Genomic DNA, 15,792 nt, shown 5'->3' with positions numbered 1-15,792 from the left:
GTTCATCCGGAATTCTCCAACCATCATCTCTAACAACTAATCCCATCGGGTCACCTCTTCTCATTCTCACGTGACCCATTCCCTAATATCTATTCAATGAGAAAGCTACTATTTATTCCTTTCGGGATAGGCTCTTAGAACATTTGGAGATTTCTCAACAACGTATATTCATGAGTTAGGACATTTCGTCACAGGTGCTGGTGACGCTGACAGACAATTCACCGAGTTCTTTGTCAACGCTCTCTCTCAAATGATTGAACGCTATACAAAGGAAAAATAAAGTCAAAAACTCACGCCTCGCCACACTCTAACAGCCTTTGTCAATTCTATAACAACATACCCGCTGAATGAAATGAGGATAATTGTTCCTACCTCTATCCAACTCAGCGCAACTGTGCCGAACAACGGCTGCAAGGAAGGAATGTACACAACCGACGCAAGCACAAGCACTGAAGCACTTACCGCAAGAAGGAGATAGGGATTTTTGAACAGACCAACGTGATGCGCGGGATGAATCGTTGACCTGCACGAAAATGCCTGAAAGAGCTCGAAGATGGAAATCAAGACAAACGTCATTGTTTGCGCCTTGAGAAGGTTTTGTTCATACAGATAAAAATAGGAAAAAACACTCAGCGCAGCTATTGTCATCGTGATTGGATAATAAACAAGGTATGGCGCAAGCCCTTTGTAGAGCTTTTCATGCCTCTTTCTTGGTTTTTGTTTCATGACTTCATGCTCATACGGATCAACACTGAGCGCAAGCGCAGGGAACCCATCGGTGACTAAATTAATAAGAAGGATTTGTGTCGCGATCAAAGGAATGGGAAAGCCTAATAATGTTATAATGAAGACAATCAATACTTCTGAAATATTTCCTGACAATAAAAATCCAAAATATTTTTTGATATTGCCATAAATTCCTCGACCTTCTTCCACCGCATTGACAATGCTGGTGAAATTGTCATCTGTCAAGACCATCGCGCTCGCTTCTTTGCTGACATCTGTTCCTGTAATACCCATCGCAACGCCAATGTCCGCTTTCTTTAACGCAGGAGCGTCATTGACGCCATCGCCTGTCATCGCGACCACATGGCCGTTCTTTTGGAGCGCTTCAACAATTTTGAGTTTGTGCTCTGGATTTACTCTTGCATAAATGTCAATGTGTTCTATGATGTCGTCGAGATTTGTTCTGCTTTCGAGTTCTTTTCCATTCATCACCCGCGTTCCGAGACCAAGCTCCGCGCCAATTGCTTTCGCAGTATCTTCATGATCTCCTGTAATCATAATGACTCGGATTCCCGCATTTTTACAGCGGAGAATCGCTTCTTTTGCTTCTTGTCTCGGCGGATCAATCATGCCCTGAAGCCCGACAAAAATAAGATCGCTTTCATCTGCTTCTGTATAATTTGCGCGTTTTTTTGGAAGCTCTTTGTAGGCAAACGCGAGCACACGCAACGCGCAGGAAGAGAAATTTTTGTTTGCTTCAAGCACTGCTTTCTTGTCTTTTGGAGTTATAGAACGAACTTTCCCATTCATCAGAATTTTTGTGCATATATGCAATATGAGATCTGGTGCCCCTTTTGTGTACATCACTGTTTTTTTCCCAACACTGTGGATCGTACTCATTCGCTTTCGTTTGGAGTCAAAGACAATCTCTTCTATACGTGGTTCTTGTTTCTGCAATATTTCTCTTTGCATATTTCCTTTTGCGGCGCTGACGAGCAAGCAGCCTTCTGTTGGATCGCCAATCACTTTTTCATTGTCTAACGCTGCGTTGTTGTTGAGCGCGCCAATTTTCAAAATGAAAGATACTTCCTTTGGATCAATTTTTTGCCCATGCACAAAAAAATCTCCTTCTGTTTTATACCCTGTGCCTGTGACTTCAATCGCTTTTCCGTTCGTGTAGATCTGTCTAACCGTCATTTCGTTTTTGGTGAGTGTTCCTGTTTTATCTGTGCAGATGACGGTAGTGCATCCCAATGTTTCGACACTTGGCAGTTTTCTAATGAGCGCGTTCTTTTTTATCATGCGCTGGACACCGACTGCTAATGTAATTGTGATGACTGCGGGAAGACCCTCTGGCACTGCCGCGACCGCCAACGCGACTGCCGCGAGGAACGCAGGGAGAAGCGCTTCTCCTTTGAAAACCGCGAGCCCGAATATAAGAAGACAAACAAGGATTGTGCCGATACCCAATATTTTTCCAATCTTGTCTAAACTTTTTTGTAAAGGAGTAGCGAGTTCTTCCGCTTCTTCAATGAGCTTTGCAATTTTACCAATTTCTGTCTGCATTCCTGTTGCGGTCACGACTGCTTTTCCTCTGCCACTTGTGATCACTGTTCCCGCGAAGACCATATTTTTTTGATCTCCTAACGCGATTGCTTTTTCGATACTGTTTATTTGTTTTTCAATAGATTCTGATTCTCCTGTTAATGCCGCTTCCTGTGTTTTGAGATGAATAGATTCTGTGACTCTTGCGTCTGCAGGAATTTTATCTCCTTCTTCAAGCAAGATAATATCTCCTGGAACAAGTTCTCTCGCGTCAATTTCGTGGATGGTGTTTTCTCTTATGACTTTTGCTTTCAGGCTTGCGAGTTTTTTTAACGCGGCGATTGATTTTTCTGCTCTGTATTCCTGAATAAAGCCAAAAATTGCGTTGAAGATGAGGATTCCAAGGATAACTGACGCGTCAATGTATTCTTTGAGGAAAAATGAGATGATCACTGCTGCGAGAAGGATATATACTAACAGACTTTTGAATTGTCTAAGAAAGATTATGATGGAGTTTATTTTTTTTGCTTCTTTGAGCTCATTGTAGCCGTATTGTTTAAGACGGAGAATTACTTCTGTTTTCGAGAGACCTTCTTGTTTTGTTGTAAAGTTTGCGTATGTTTGTTCTATGGATTTGTTATAATACTCGCCCTTTTGGTCTCCCATTGTGTTTTTAATGGAAAGAAGATATAAATAGGTTTCTAAAGAGAAGCTTCACTTATACTTTATTCGCTCAATTATCTTGATTCGCTCCTTTGCTCTTGAATCCCCATGCTTTATTTGTATTGTATTTTTTGAAATTTAGGAAGATTATTTTTTGCTTTTTGCACTTCTACAAAAAGACATAGAGATTCATGTGGTCGTTGCTGGTGCGTGTACTTGAGAGACATGCTATTTTCGAGTAAAACTTTATATATCAGTTGATATCATATCAGTTGATATGTGGCAAATCTTCAAGAAAAGGAATTATAGTGAACAAAGGAGCCCTACCCTTAATACAGTGTTAATGGTAGAAGAAACACTCCTCAACGCAGGTAATGTACTCAGTATAGGAGAACTTAAAAGAATGCTCCCAAAGCAGATTATGCATCAAACACTCATGGCAATTATTGATTATCTTGAGTATAGTGGAAAAATCACTCTTCATGACAACAAAGTTCTCTGGACCTTCAAACCTCAGAGTAAATTAAGAAAGATGAAAGGATTGATAGTTCGATGAAAGGGTACAAAGGGAAAATCGACAAGAGAATAACACTAAAGCTTGTCGGTGACGCAGAAACGGCGTTTAATGATTTAAACAGAATTGTCGGCGAACAAAAAAGTAAAGGAATCATAAGCTCAAAAGAAATAACTCTTCTTCATGCGATTAACAGAATCTTTGACATGATTGTTGTCAATCCATTTTATGGAGAAAATGCGAAGAAAGATTTAATCCCCAGAGAATATACGCAGAGATATGGTGTTGGAAATCTTTTCATAGCTGACTTGCCTGATTACTGGAGAATGATTTACACGCTTGAAAGTGATGAAATTGAGATTATTGCTTTTGTTTTAGATATAGTTGATCATGATAGATATGACAAAATATTTGGGTTTCGGAAAAGATGAGATTATGAACTAATTAATATCCAACACTTCATCATTCTTCGGCGTATAAATCTTCTTGACATACCCTTTCACCAAATCAGCAAACGCTTCTATTGAAACTTCATCGCCATGATTCAAGATAAGAACTTTTGGCTTGATCTGCTTGACTGCTGCGACTAACTCATTCTGTCCCGCATGCGCGCTGAAATCAAAATGCTCTATTCTGCCTTCCCATCGCACCTTCTTGCCGTCGACATACGCGCTCTTTTCTTGCAACAATAATCGTCCATTTGTTCCTTCTCCCTGATACCCAGTCATGAGAATCGCGTTTTTTGGCTCAAAAAACATCATCTTCAGATATTCCATGACTGGACCGCCAGTGACCATGCCTGATGTCGTGATAATAATTGCTTTTTCATTGAGTACTTTTTTTCTTTCAAGCTCACTGGTGATATAATGCACTTTCTGCTTTGCTTTACGCAACGCTTCCGCGCTTCTGATGAACATAGGATTGCTCATGTATAGATCTGTTGCTTTTCTTGCCATGCCATCAAGATACATAGAACAATCCAGCGTTTCTTTTCCAAGAAGCAGCATAATTTCCTGCGCTCTTCCTATCGCAAAGCTTGGGAGCAGGACGGATCCACCTTTCGCAAGCACTTCTTTGATGACTTTGAGAAATGTTTCTTCTGTTTGTTTTCTGTCAGGATGATTTCTATCTCCATACGTTGTTTCTGTAATCATAATGTCTATATCATCCAGTTTGTAGGACGCTGCGTTGAGGAGAAGCGTTGATTGCCAGTTAATGTCTCCTGTATAAAGAATCCGTTTCTTTTTGTAGGTGAGCAGGATTGACGCGCTGCCAGGGATATGCCCTGCATCGAGAAACTGGACACTCATGTCTTTGTTTATTGTGTAGATTTTGTTGTAGTCCACATCACGGAAGTTTTGCAATACATTCTTGATGTTCGCTTTACTATATCCTGGATGCGAATGCGTGATTAATTCAATGTGAAAAGAATCTTCCAACAAAACTTCTGTGGTGAGTTTTGTGACTCGTGTTGTGTATACGGGACAGTTGAGTCCTGCGTGATTTAAGACAGGAAGCGCGCCTGTATGATCGAGATGCGCGTGGCTCAGGAGAACCGCTTTGATTTTCTCTGGACCAAAAGAAGAAGGAAATTCTGTGCCGTGCTCTGTGATTTTTAATCCCGCATCGAGAAGATAGGAACCATCTACTTCGATACAACTTCTTCCCACTTCTCTGCCTGCGCCATGAAAGATGAATTGCATGAAGTATTTTTTAGTTTGGAAGTATATATAGGTTTCTGAATATGACGTAAATCCAAGAGATTAACTCTGCAAAAAATAACAACAACAATGGCACAGACGGCCATACTCACTTCGTTCGTATGTCCTACTCCGCGAACGAGAACCCTATACTTCGTATAGGAACCTCGTTCGCTCCGTCTGGCCATGTTGTTATTTTTTGTTATATCTAAAACTCACACAAGCTCGAGCGCTTCATGCGAGAGCTTGTGTGCAGAGACGCGAGCGTTAGTCGAGCGTCTTTAATTTTTTTGCTTTACATAAATTGCATAACTTTAACACTAAATAGAAAAATTCTTAGAATTACAATTTAACCTTCTTACTATTCACTAACGCGTATTCTTCATGCGTGCCGACGTCAAACCAATAGCCAGAGAACTGGAAACCATACACTGGCTTTTTTTCCGCGATGAACTTAATTAAATCTCCTGGTCTGTCAAAATGCTTCTCTTCCAACGCTTCACGGATGAAATGCAAATCTTCTTGTGGAAAGAGATAACACGCTGTCGCCGCAAGCGTTGTTTTTGGATTCTCTGGTTTTTCCTCGAAACCTTTTACCCTGTTTGTCTTGTCTAATTCAATGCAGCCAAGTCTTCCCGCAATTTTTTTCTTGTCCTTTGTGTCGTACAGCGCAACGACTGTTGTTTCATACTTTTTGTAGAACTGAATGAGTTCCGCTATTTGGAAAGAGAACATGTTGTCTCCTGCAATCACGAGGAAATCGTCAAACACATGCTGCGTACCAATCACGTAGTCAATATCTCCAATCGCGCCTAATCGTGCGCCATTCTCTGTTGTTTTGTCGTTGATAACGTGAATTCTTCTCTTGAATTTTTTTGTTTTCAGCCATTCACAAAAATGCATGTAAAATTTTTCATTGGTGACGATATAAATTTCATCAATCTCTGGACAATGCTCGATTTTTTCCACAATATACTCAATAATTGGTTTTCCTTGTACTTCAAGAAGCGGTTTTGCTTTGTTTTCTGTCAACGGATAGAGCCTTGTCGCATATCCTGCCGCAAGAATGATTGCTTTCATTGCTTGAGATTGAAATAGTACTTATTTTTAAAGCTAACTGAGAAAATCTTACTCTTACTATGTTTCTACAATCATCTCATGCGTTTTCTCAGAACACATGAACAACTTTCTGAAACTTAAACACTTCTTATAAGTAGTAAAATGAGTAATGTTTATAAAACGTTGTTCTCTTCTCTCTCTTATGACAGACGTCCTTACCTCTAAATGGGACCAACCGTGGAAATTGAAGAATCTGGACGATCAACGTAGATTTTTTCGCGATGCTTCTTCAGATCTTGTACGCAAGGTGCTCCTAGAACATGTTGCTCAGAGAGATACGCTTCTTGAAATAGGAAGTGGCTTTGGTGAACTTGTTGGCCTTGTTCCAGAATATGAACATCGCATTCAACAAACAGAACAAGGAGAAGCAAATGTTACTGAACATAGACGGCAACATCCAACATCAAACATTCTTGTTGCTAATGTGTATCGCCTTCCTTTTCCTGACGCGTCATTTGACGTTGTTCTTGGCAACGCTTCTTTTGATACATTTGGGGATCTCGAAGCAGCACTCACTGAAACAAAAAGAGTGCTCAGACCAAATGGAAGAATCATTCATTTTCTTGACCTCACCCCTGATCCTTGCGCAACAGTTGTCGCATATCAACGCGCGGGGTATGCTCCATTTCCTGCACTTGATGATAAAGGAAATCTTTACAGAGGACTGCGTGTTATAAAACACGAGGATTATCTTAGAGCATTGGAACAGTTCAGGAGATTTATGGAAGGACATTATCTTACTACGTACTTAACAGAAGCTGAAGCGTACATTCGCTTGATTGCTTCTCCTGAGCACCTTCATGTATTGCAGAAGCTTGCGCATATCGCGGCAGAACTTGAGGCTCCTTCAGAAGTAGTTTCTTTTACAGATGCATTTCTTACTCGCTTTCAGACAGCGCTTGATAGAACAGGTTTTACTATTAGAGAAGATGCATATCGAGAGGGAAATGGCGTTCTTTGCAGAGATCATTTTCCGTTTGAGATTCCTGGGAATTATCACAAAGCAACAATTCAAGGAATTACATGGGGACAAGACGATCTTGCTCTGGAGCGATTAGGTCATAATTATGTTCGCGTTGTTTGTGAACAGCATGTTCTTGTCGCGCAGAAAGTTTAGATGTTACATTCGCACATACGAAAAGTAGAACAACAGAATGTTGACGAGATAAACGCTACTGCAAACCAAACAATAATTCTTCAGTTTGAAATAGCTGACATAGATTAAATAAACAGTCATAACTAGTGAAGCGGATGCGAGATAGAAAACTACCTGCGGTGAAGCGACTAACGCAAGTACTGCCATGAACGGATAAAAGAACATCCCCTTCACTGAGTTTGGAACTCCTCCCACTGCGCTGTATTTACTTTTTGCGGCAGCTGTGCAGGACATGTGATCACTAATGTCGCACACTGCTTTGTATTTCTTGTTTTTTTCCAGCTTTTTTTCGACGTAAAAAGAATACGCTGAAAGAAGAAATCCCGCAATACAAATAATAATTATGAGAGACATGATTCTGTTTTAGTTCTTGTGCTATTTATATGTTTCTAAAGAAAAAAACGCCAGCGCCCGGACAACGAGGAACAAGTTTCTCTGGGTCACAGCAAGCTGTGACTGTCAAGAACACGAGTTCTTGAACACAACGCTCATCTGAAGATTCGGTTGTTTGAACCGAGATACAATCGGAATGAAGTTCCGATGTACATGAAAATTCCCCCGTAGAAAATAAAAAAGCGCCGACGCCCGGATTTGAACCGAGATATCCTTTCGGAAATCAGCTCTCAAGGCTGACGCAGTACCAGATTGTGCCACGTCGGCAATAGTGTGTTTCTCATAGGGGAATTTTCATTGTATCCTTTCGGAAATCAGCTCTCAAGGCTGACGCAGTACCAGATTGTGCCACGCTGGCATGAATGATTTTATTAAACATTTGAAGATGTTTATAAAATTATTGTAATGATCGTGACTAAAACAAATAGAAAAAAGTAAAAATAATCCCAATGGTTATCCCATGCCTGAAGGCATGGGCTTTTCCGTTGGGATTATTAAACATGTGAACTTACGGCTTCATCCCCGCACTAAAGTGCGGGGCTTTCGCCGAGTTCCCATGTAAAAAATTATTCGCGCATATCCGGCGGCAACATAATAGGAATTCCTTCCTTAATAGGATAATCAATCTTGCACTTTTTACAGACCAACGCTGTTTTGTCCTTATTGTAGGAAATATCTCCCTTACACATCGGACATGCAAGAATGTCGTACAATTCCTTTGATAAAGGATCCGCTGCCATTTTCGTTTACGCTTTTATGCACTTGCTTTGACACGTTTGCGCTTTTCTTTCTTCATGCGCTTACGTTGCCATTTCCAACGCATCTGTCGTTTCTTTTTCCATCGACGTGAACTTCGTTTCATACTTTCTTTCCTCGCATTATTGTAAATCCAAACAAATAAAATGCCCCGATCGGGCTTCTCACCTAAGGGAATGCTTCCCTTAGCAACCCCTGTGCGTTTCGCTTACGCTCAACAGCACTCGAATATAAAATGCCCCGATCGGGATTTGAACCCGAGTCCCAGCATCGAAAGTGCTGGATGATTGGCCGGACTACACCATCGGGGCAGTAAACATCTCCTAAGAGGGAAAGCACTTATTTAAAAAACTATTGGTGAATCGCAAAGTTTTATATAGAATTTCCCTTCACAACCTTTTATGAAGCGGAAGGTTGTACAGCAAGGTCCAGCTACTTTAATGATCTCTCTCCCCAGCAAATGGGTCAAGGAAAATTCTATCACCAAAGGTGACGAACTTGAAGTGACTGAAGAACGCGGTCGACTCGTCCTCACTCTCGATTCCGCCAAAACTGAACCCGCAAAAAAGGAAATTGACGCTGCATCAGAACTCTTTAACGAATATTTTGTAAACTATGTGTACCAAAAAGGATATGATGAAATTCTTATTCGCTACAACGACGCTTCTGTTCCCATACTCGTGGAAAAGCGAGCAAAACAACTCCTTGGTTTTGAAATCGTTGAAAAAACAAAAAACAGCATCCTCTTGAAAATGCTGGTCAGCGTGGATCAACAGGAATTTGAGACTGTTCTGAAAAAATTGTTTCAAATTACTCTTGTTATGGGAGACAAGATCAGCGAAGCGCTTGCTCAGAAAAATTCAGCTCTTCTTGAAGAAGTTAAAATTGATGAGAAAGAAAACAACAAATACAGCGATCTTTGCGTGCGGATTCTCTACAAAAACAGATACAAATACCCTGAGAACGGATTCGCGCTCTACTCGCTTCTTCGTGAGCTTGAACAAATAGGTGACTATTACAAATATATTGCAGCGAGTTTTTCTGTATCTTCTCTACCAAAAACTGAACTTCAGAAACTCTACTCAGGAATCCACACGTTTTTCAGAATGTATTATGAACTGTATTATTCTTATGACGCAGAAAAAGCGCAACGATTTTTTCAACGAAAAAATGAATTACTTCAGGAATCTCGACAACAACTTACTACCGCGACAAAAGAAGAAGCACTTGTTCTTTCCCATTTTACTGCATTAGTGCAGAGCATCTTTAATCTGAAAGGCGTTATGTTTTTGCAGCACATTTGAAAAAATAGATCATTTTCAACAAGATTTTTAAACAAACTCTTATTCAAGAATATATCTTTATCGGGCCCGTAGCTTAGCCTGGAATCTCAGTGATGGGATCTAGAGCGCTGGTCTTATATGTCCACGTTTTAGACAGGGCGAAGTACACCAGTGGTCGTGGGTTCAAAGCCCATCGGGCCCATTTTTTTCTTTATTACATCTTACCTTTATGTCTTCGCTCTTCATTGATATAGACTTTATTTTTTAATAAAGAGTTGAATTGTGATAAAGCTCCTGCTGAGCGAGTTTTTTGTTTTGTATGTCGATTCGCCAGCTTTAAGCGAAAGATACAAAAGTATTTATATCACAAAACCTAGAATGTTACTAAAGAGGTGTCTTTCATGAAAAAAGATTATCAATTTTATATTGTCACTGCAGTCGCAGCTATTGCAGTTATTTTTCTTTTGTCCTATGCGAATATTACTGGAATCCCTTCTGTGGGACAAGCACTAAAAGCCGCAACAACAACCAGCGGAAGTCTTGCCATCGCATGCAGCGATTCCGATAACGGAGCTGATTCCACTGTTGTCGGCAGGACAAAAGGGCTTCAAAAGAATCCTTTCATCATAAAGAAAGACGCAACGCTTGTTTCTGTTGTTGATTACTGTTATGATGAATCCACACTTGTCGAATATACTTGTGAGAATAATTATGTCGCAACGTCAAAAGTAGACTGTACTTGTGAAGAAGGAGTATGCGTCAAGGTCGCAAAAAGTGAAACAAAAAAGACTTTTCCTAAAATAACATATGTTCCTAAAAAAACCAGCGCAACTGTAAAAACAACAGATTGCGCAGAAAGCGATAATGGACTTGACTATTCCACTTATGGAACAATCACCACCACTGATTATGAAGAAGGCACTTCCCAAAGCTGGGGTGATTCCTGCTATTCCAATGAAGTCACATTAGCAGAATGGTACTGCGATGAAAATTATGAAAAGCAGCAGGAGATTTACAATTGTCCAAATGGCTGCTCTGACGGAGCATGCCTGTAAATTTTTTTTCTCTTCTTTCTTCTCTTTTCTATTCAAAAACAATAATCTTTATAAACAACCTCCTATTTTTCAAACAATATGGCAATCGTACAATTTAGACCAAAACGAAAATCAACAGGAAGCAGATACATCTCAGCTCGAGGAAAAAAACTCTTTGAAATGGGAAATGTTCCAACACTTCCTCCTATTGGAGAGAAGAAGCTTAAAGTCATCAGAACAAAAGGCGGAGATAAAAAAGTCCGTGTCATGGCAGCAACTATTGTGAATGTTCTTGATCCTTCAACAAAACGCGCGGTAAAAGCAATTATGAAATATGTCGCTGAAAACCCCGCAAACAGACATTATGTTCGAACAAACGCACTCACGAAAGGCGCTGTTGTTGAAACAGACAAAGGCCGTGTGCGCATTACTTCACGACCAGCACAAGATGGCTGTATGAATGGCGTTTTAGTGAAATAATTTATTTTCTTATTTTTATACTAACTTTTTTAAATGAACACGCATTTTTTCCTGTTTATGCCAATGCATGACACTGATTATCCAGGAAGAACACCACGACGGTATGTGTTATCTTATCGAGTTCCAGAGAAAGACACTGTTCTCATGTTTGATCCCGCAACTTTTTATTTTGGTCACTTTCGCAGGTTAACAAAAAAACAACGACAAGCCGCGCTTCGCACATGGCAGAGTTATTGGACGCAGACAAATTTATTTCCGCGCCTCTTTGATGTTCCTTTTGAACAGCGAACATACACTCGTGAACGAAACGATGATGGTCACTACAAGCGAGGCACTCTTGATCTTCTTCATGCTCCTCAACGCGATGTTGAGCACGCGCTGCAATGTGAAATTCGCGCACGACAATCACGACGATTTAAAGCAGCGCACCTCTGGAATGGAGACGGAGACAAAGAGTTGTTTGATTTAGATTCATTATCAATAGCTCCATTTCAAGGATCTCATGTCACGACTGCCAAAGTTCGCTCAGATTCAAGCGCACGCGCAGGAAACGATGTCCTTAAATACAGAAGCGTGAGCATTGATGACCTCTTTGGTCGAGAAGGTCATTTTATCACAGGAGCACAATCCACAACAGAAGATTTCCACTGGTCACACACCAAAGAAGGACGAACAAATGTTCTCGTCATTGACAAAGATCTTGCGTCGCTAATGGATCTCGCGAAACATAATCCGCAAGCATTCCGTGAATACAATGAAAGAAGAGGAACAGCGTTTTTGCCATTTGACATGACAGGAACATATAAGCATGAAGGGGTTCGAACTGATCCTAAATATACTCCCGGTACAAATCCACCAAGAGATGTTCTTTTAATTGATATCTTAATGTATTGGCTTTATCATGGAAGCAATGGCGCAACACAGTTTCAGGTTTCAAAGAATCTCATGCAATTACCCTTACTCATGGATCCTTCTGTGATAACCGCAATTCGCGCAGAACGGCTGCGATTTGAAGTCTTGACACACGCACAAGCAGCTCCTAATCTCCCTCCTGAAAAGATTTGCGAACTCCGACGACTCTATTCAGAAATAAATAAAGGCATGACTGGAAAAGGATACGCGCTGGAAGGACATACTCTTGAATTCAAAGGAACAAATTGGGAAACTGTCGCGTTTAACTATGTGGGCGTTCATGGCAGCGCACACGTTCTCTTCCACGCAGATTATGCATTCCCTCCACTTATTGTCCACAAAACAAATGATAGTCCTCGAGGAACTGTTGTCAAGCACGATGAGCATCCTATCCGTTATCTCGCACGACGACATGTCAGTGTTGATGATTGGACACGACGAAATAGAACAACAAGTGTCGAGGTTCCTGACGCATATATTAATGGCGCACTCACTCCTGATTACAAAGCAGCAATAGCTCAACATTACGAAGGAGGAATTGATGGCTTTCGAGGACAAGTGGTGCATCGATATATGTACGGCACTGCACAAGAAAAAGCAATGGGCGCAAAATTATTAGCGCTCGTTAAATAGAAACAGGAATCTGCGTTTCTTCTGTATCCTTACTTTTTTCATTTTTGAATTTCTGTAAAATATCTTTTACTTCATCCACATTCCTTGCTTTCACCAAATCAATTCTTAATTGCGCCGCGTTAGGAATTCCTTTAGTGAAGTATGATGCCTGAATTCTGAGATTGGTGAATTTTAATCCTTCATACTTTTCCCATAGGTCAACGTATTCGAAGAATAAATCTATCGTGCCTTTCTGTGGTAACACATTCCCTGTTTTGAGATAATGATTTATTCTTGAGAAAATAAATGGATTGCCGCATGCTGCTCTTCCTACCATCACCGCGTCAACGCCTGTTTGTTCTATCATTTCTTTTGCTTTTAGTTCATTACTGACATCGCCATTTCCAATCACGGGGATATTCACTGTTTCTTTGACTTGCTTAATCATATCCCAGTTTGCTGTTCCGCTGTATTGTTGTTCCAATGTTCGTCCATGCACCGCGACTGCTGCTGCTCCTGCCGCTTCCACTGCTTTTGCTAATTTTAGGACAGTGATATTTTTTTCATTCATCCCTAAACGCATTTTGACCGTGACTGGCTTTTCGCTGACACTCACCATTGCTTCAACAATTTGTTTTACTTTTTCTGGTTCATTCAGCAGCGCCGCTCCTGCTCCTGTGCAGGTGACTTGATGCGCAGGACAGCCAAAATTGAAATCCACAATATCTGTTTTGTCTTGGAGAAGTTTTGTCGCTTTTTTTATGTCCGCGATTTCTGAACCGAATAATTGAATAGAGACTGGACGTTCTTCTTCTGTTGTTCGCATCATTTTGATCGCGTATTCATTTTCTCTGCTGATTGCAGTTGCATTGACAAATTCACTGTAGACAAGCCCCGCGCCGTATCTTCTTGCCATGACACGAAACGCGATGTTACAAACCCCTGCCATTGGCGCAAGGCAGGTTGGACTGTCGAGAGCATAGTTGCCGATTTTGAATTGCTTCATGATGTATTGTTTTGGTTGGTTGTTTTAAAAGGTTTGTTCGTTTTCTTTCGCTTGCTTCGAAGAGGATTCTGGTTAGAATAATGAGATTATTTCAATAATAACCCCATTGCACCTCTTTTGGCGCAATGGGTCCCCCTGACATTCTTTCTTTGCTGGTGCGTGTTTTTGCTTTACTATGCTTTGCGTTGTTCTTTTTTAAAAAATCTTTATTAATCCATGATTATTATGATCTCCAATGCAAGTCAAAGAATTTTGTCTGAAAAATAAAACAACAATCATCACTTCTCTTTCTCTCTTCTTTTTTATGTTTTCTCTTCTCTTCTATTTTATGGAACCTGGGTTTTTTCAGCACGACATGGTTGAATACGCGATGTACACGGAATATGTCGTGCTCGATAATTATGATGCGTTGTATGCTCCTTACTTTTCAGCAATAGACGCAGGCGCGTTTCCCTGGAGAACGGGAAATATGTACTTGACTGTTGCTTTCTTTTGGTTGCTTCATTTTTTTGGTGTTGGATCTGAAGCTGCAACTTTTTTTGCGCAATTCTTTTTTGGAAGTCTCTCTGTTGTTGTATTGTATCTTTTTCTTCTTGAACTGTATGAGAAGAATGTTCCCGCGCTTCTTTGCGCACTGCTTTTTGGCATCAGCGCACCTTTGTTTAATTCTGTTCTTTCAAAAGAACATGGAACTGAATATTTCTTTGCGTTCGCCGCGATGTATTTTTTACTTCTTGGATTGAAAGATTCCTCCAAATATAAGGCACTCATTTTGTGTTTGTCGAGCATCTTTCTTGGCTTGTTACTCTGGATGCGCGAAGCAACACTCTTTTTTCCCATTCTCTTTTTTTGTTTCTTTTTTCTTTACGCAAAAAAAGAAGATTGGACATGGAAGACTCTCGTTGTACTTGCTTTACCTTTTCTTGTTTTAGCTGTTGCAGCATTTTACATGTATCTTTGGTTGCTGATTACTATTGCTTCTACTGCAAGCAACGCCCCCTTGTTTACATACACTTCTTTGATTATTGAAGAGGTTATTGCATGGTATCCGCTTCTCTTTTTTCTCTTTTGCATCCTTGGGCTTTGGTATGCTGTTCTCCGCAAAGAGAAAATCATTCTTTTCTTTTTCTCCATGATGTTGTTGTTTTTTATTTTGTTCACCAAAAACGCAACGTTTGATATACGTCATCTTGGCATTTATGTCTTCTTCCCCGCGTCAGTCATTATCTGTTATGGTCTTTGCTGTCTTGAAAACAGGAAGGCGCAACTCGCCGCATATTTTTTAGCAGGGATTCTCTGCGTGCAACTCTTTGTTCCCGGAGTTTCTCTTTTTGAAGAGCGGAAAGAACACATTTACACGCAGGAATTTGGCATCGGTATTGCTTCTGCTGTTCCTTCTGATGGCGTTGTTTTTGTGCAGAAAGATTTTTGCTTATTTATCGCGTATTACGCGAAACGGGAATGTTCTGGAATGCCAACGTCACTCGAGACTTTTGATACTGCACTCGCTTCTGGGAAGCGCGTGTTTGTGTTTTATGAAGCGGGATTTGGGTTTTATGACGATACGACAAAAACTACGATTGAAGAGACTTATTTTTTGCGCTCTGTATATTTTGGAAAATTTGAAACGTTTCATCACGCTGATTTAGCGCCGCAAGTGTATGATGAACAGTTGATTGAAGTGAGCAGAAAGTGATAACACAGACGCACCACTCGCTGGCATCCCAATCGCAGCAACAGGAATTATCATTCCTTAGTTGCGCTCATGCCTCGCATTCGGCAACAAGCTGCGTGGTAACGTGAATTGCGTCAACAAGTGATATAAAACGCAATTCACGGAATTAATAATTTCACCATCATCTCATATCATTAGCGAAATTATTAATATTGCCC

At 40.5% G+C, this 15,792-nt stretch carries 14 protein-coding genes and 3 tRNA genes; 9 read left to right on the top strand and 8 right to left on the bottom strand.

What is annotated here, in order from left to right; translation table 11 throughout:
- Window positions 1-282: 282 nt before the first annotated feature.
- A complete protein-coding gene (locus HZC31_01585) occupies window positions 283-2,937 on the bottom strand; it encodes a cation-translocating P-type ATPase (GenBank protein MBI5002054.1) in 2,655 nt (884 codons plus the stop codon).
- Between the two features lie 274 nt (window positions 2,938-3,211).
- Here HZC31_01585 and HZC31_01580 point away from each other — a divergent pair, with 274 nt between their 5' ends.
- Together HZC31_01580 and HZC31_01575 are read left to right on the top strand one after the other, a co-directional pair.
- A complete protein-coding gene (locus tag HZC31_01580; GenBank protein ID MBI5002053.1) occupies window positions 3,212-3,490 on the top strand; it encodes a hypothetical protein in 279 nt (92 codons plus the stop codon).
- Complete coding sequence (locus HZC31_01575; protein ID MBI5002052.1) at window positions 3,487-3,879, top strand: hypothetical protein; 393 nt, start codon at window positions 3,487-3,489, stop codon at window positions 3,877-3,879. The genes HZC31_01580 and HZC31_01575 overlap by 4 nt, the downstream gene beginning before the upstream one ends.
- Before the next feature lie 9 nt (window positions 3,880-3,888).
- On the opposite strand, the gene HZC31_01570 is transcribed toward HZC31_01575, so the two are convergent.
- Window positions 3,889-5,151 (bottom strand): MBL fold metallo-hydrolase, encoded by a 1,263-nt coding sequence (locus HZC31_01570; protein MBI5002051.1) that lies wholly within the window; start codon window positions 5,149-5,151, stop codon window positions 3,889-3,891.
- Between the two features lie 339 nt (window positions 5,152-5,490).
- Window positions 5,491-6,228 (bottom strand): nucleotidyltransferase family protein, encoded by a 738-nt coding sequence (locus HZC31_01565; protein MBI5002050.1) that lies wholly within the window; start codon window positions 6,226-6,228, stop codon window positions 5,491-5,493.
- A 181-nt stretch (window positions 6,229-6,409) separates the two neighbouring features.
- Between HZC31_01565 and HZC31_01560 the strand changes: the two genes are divergently transcribed.
- Entirely contained in the window at window positions 6,410-7,384 is a 975-nt protein-coding gene (locus HZC31_01560) for a class I SAM-dependent methyltransferase (protein MBI5002049.1), read from the top strand.
- A gap of 3 nt (window positions 7,385-7,387) precedes the next feature.
- On the opposite strand, the gene HZC31_01555 is transcribed toward HZC31_01560, so the two are convergent.
- From HZC31_01555 to HZC31_01540, 4 genes are all read right to left on the bottom strand, one after another.
- On the bottom strand, window positions 7,388-7,777 hold the full coding sequence (locus HZC31_01555; protein ID MBI5002048.1) for a hypothetical protein: 390 nt from the start codon (window positions 7,775-7,777) through the stop codon (window positions 7,388-7,390).
- A gap of 222 nt (window positions 7,778-7,999) precedes the next feature.
- A tRNA-Ser gene (locus HZC31_01550) sits at window positions 8,000-8,083 on the bottom strand.
- Between the two features lie 299 nt (window positions 8,084-8,382).
- Window positions 8,383-8,556 (bottom strand): Trm112 family protein, encoded by a 174-nt coding sequence (locus HZC31_01545; protein MBI5002047.1) that lies wholly within the window; start codon window positions 8,554-8,556, stop codon window positions 8,383-8,385.
- 252 nt (window positions 8,557-8,808) lie between these two features.
- Window positions 8,809-8,883, bottom strand: a tRNA-Glu gene (locus HZC31_01540).
- A 90-nt stretch (window positions 8,884-8,973) separates the two neighbouring features.
- On the opposite strand from HZC31_01540, the gene HZC31_01535 reads away from it, so the two are divergent.
- The 5 genes from HZC31_01535 (at window position 8,974) to HZC31_01515 (ending at window position 12,914) form a co-directional block, all read left to right on the top strand.
- Window positions 8,974-9,876, top strand: a complete 903-nt coding sequence (locus tag HZC31_01535; GenBank protein MBI5002046.1) for a phosphate uptake regulator PhoU — start codon at window positions 8,974-8,976, stop codon at window positions 9,874-9,876.
- Window positions 9,877-9,938: 62 nt separating this feature from the next.
- Window positions 9,939-10,057: transfer RNA gene (locus tag HZC31_01530), tRNA-Ile, on the top strand.
- A gap of 199 nt (window positions 10,058-10,256) precedes the next feature.
- On the top strand, window positions 10,257-10,910 hold the full coding sequence (locus HZC31_01525; protein MBI5002045.1) for a hypothetical protein: 654 nt from the start codon (window positions 10,257-10,259) through the stop codon (window positions 10,908-10,910).
- A gap of 78 nt (window positions 10,911-10,988) precedes the next feature.
- A complete protein-coding gene (locus HZC31_01520) occupies window positions 10,989-11,369 on the top strand; it encodes a 30S ribosomal protein S8e (GenBank protein MBI5002044.1) in 381 nt (126 codons plus the stop codon).
- 57 nt (window positions 11,370-11,426) lie between these two features.
- On the top strand, window positions 11,427-12,914 hold the full coding sequence (locus tag HZC31_01515) for a hypothetical protein (protein ID MBI5002043.1): 1,488 nt from the start codon (window positions 11,427-11,429) through the stop codon (window positions 12,912-12,914).
- Here HZC31_01515 and dusB read toward each other — a convergent pair.
- On the bottom strand, window positions 12,907-13,899 hold the full coding sequence (dusB, locus tag HZC31_01510) for a tRNA dihydrouridine synthase DusB (protein MBI5002042.1): 993 nt from the start codon (window positions 13,897-13,899) through the stop codon (window positions 12,907-12,909). The two genes, HZC31_01515 and dusB, sit on opposite strands and share 8 nt — an antisense overlap.
- A gap of 235 nt (window positions 13,900-14,134) precedes the next feature.
- Here dusB and HZC31_01505 point away from each other — a divergent pair, with 235 nt between their 5' ends.
- Complete coding sequence (locus HZC31_01505) at window positions 14,135-15,595, top strand: hypothetical protein (GenBank protein MBI5002041.1); 1,461 nt, start codon at window positions 14,135-14,137, stop codon at window positions 15,593-15,595.
- The last annotated feature ends 197 nt before the right edge of the window (window positions 15,596-15,792 follow it).

The organism is Candidatus Woesearchaeota archaeon (assembly GCA_016214075.1).
GTDB lineage: Archaea > Nanobdellota > Nanobdellia > Woesearchaeales > DSVV01 > JACRPI01.
This window is presented reverse-complemented; position numbering and strand designations above follow the sequence as displayed.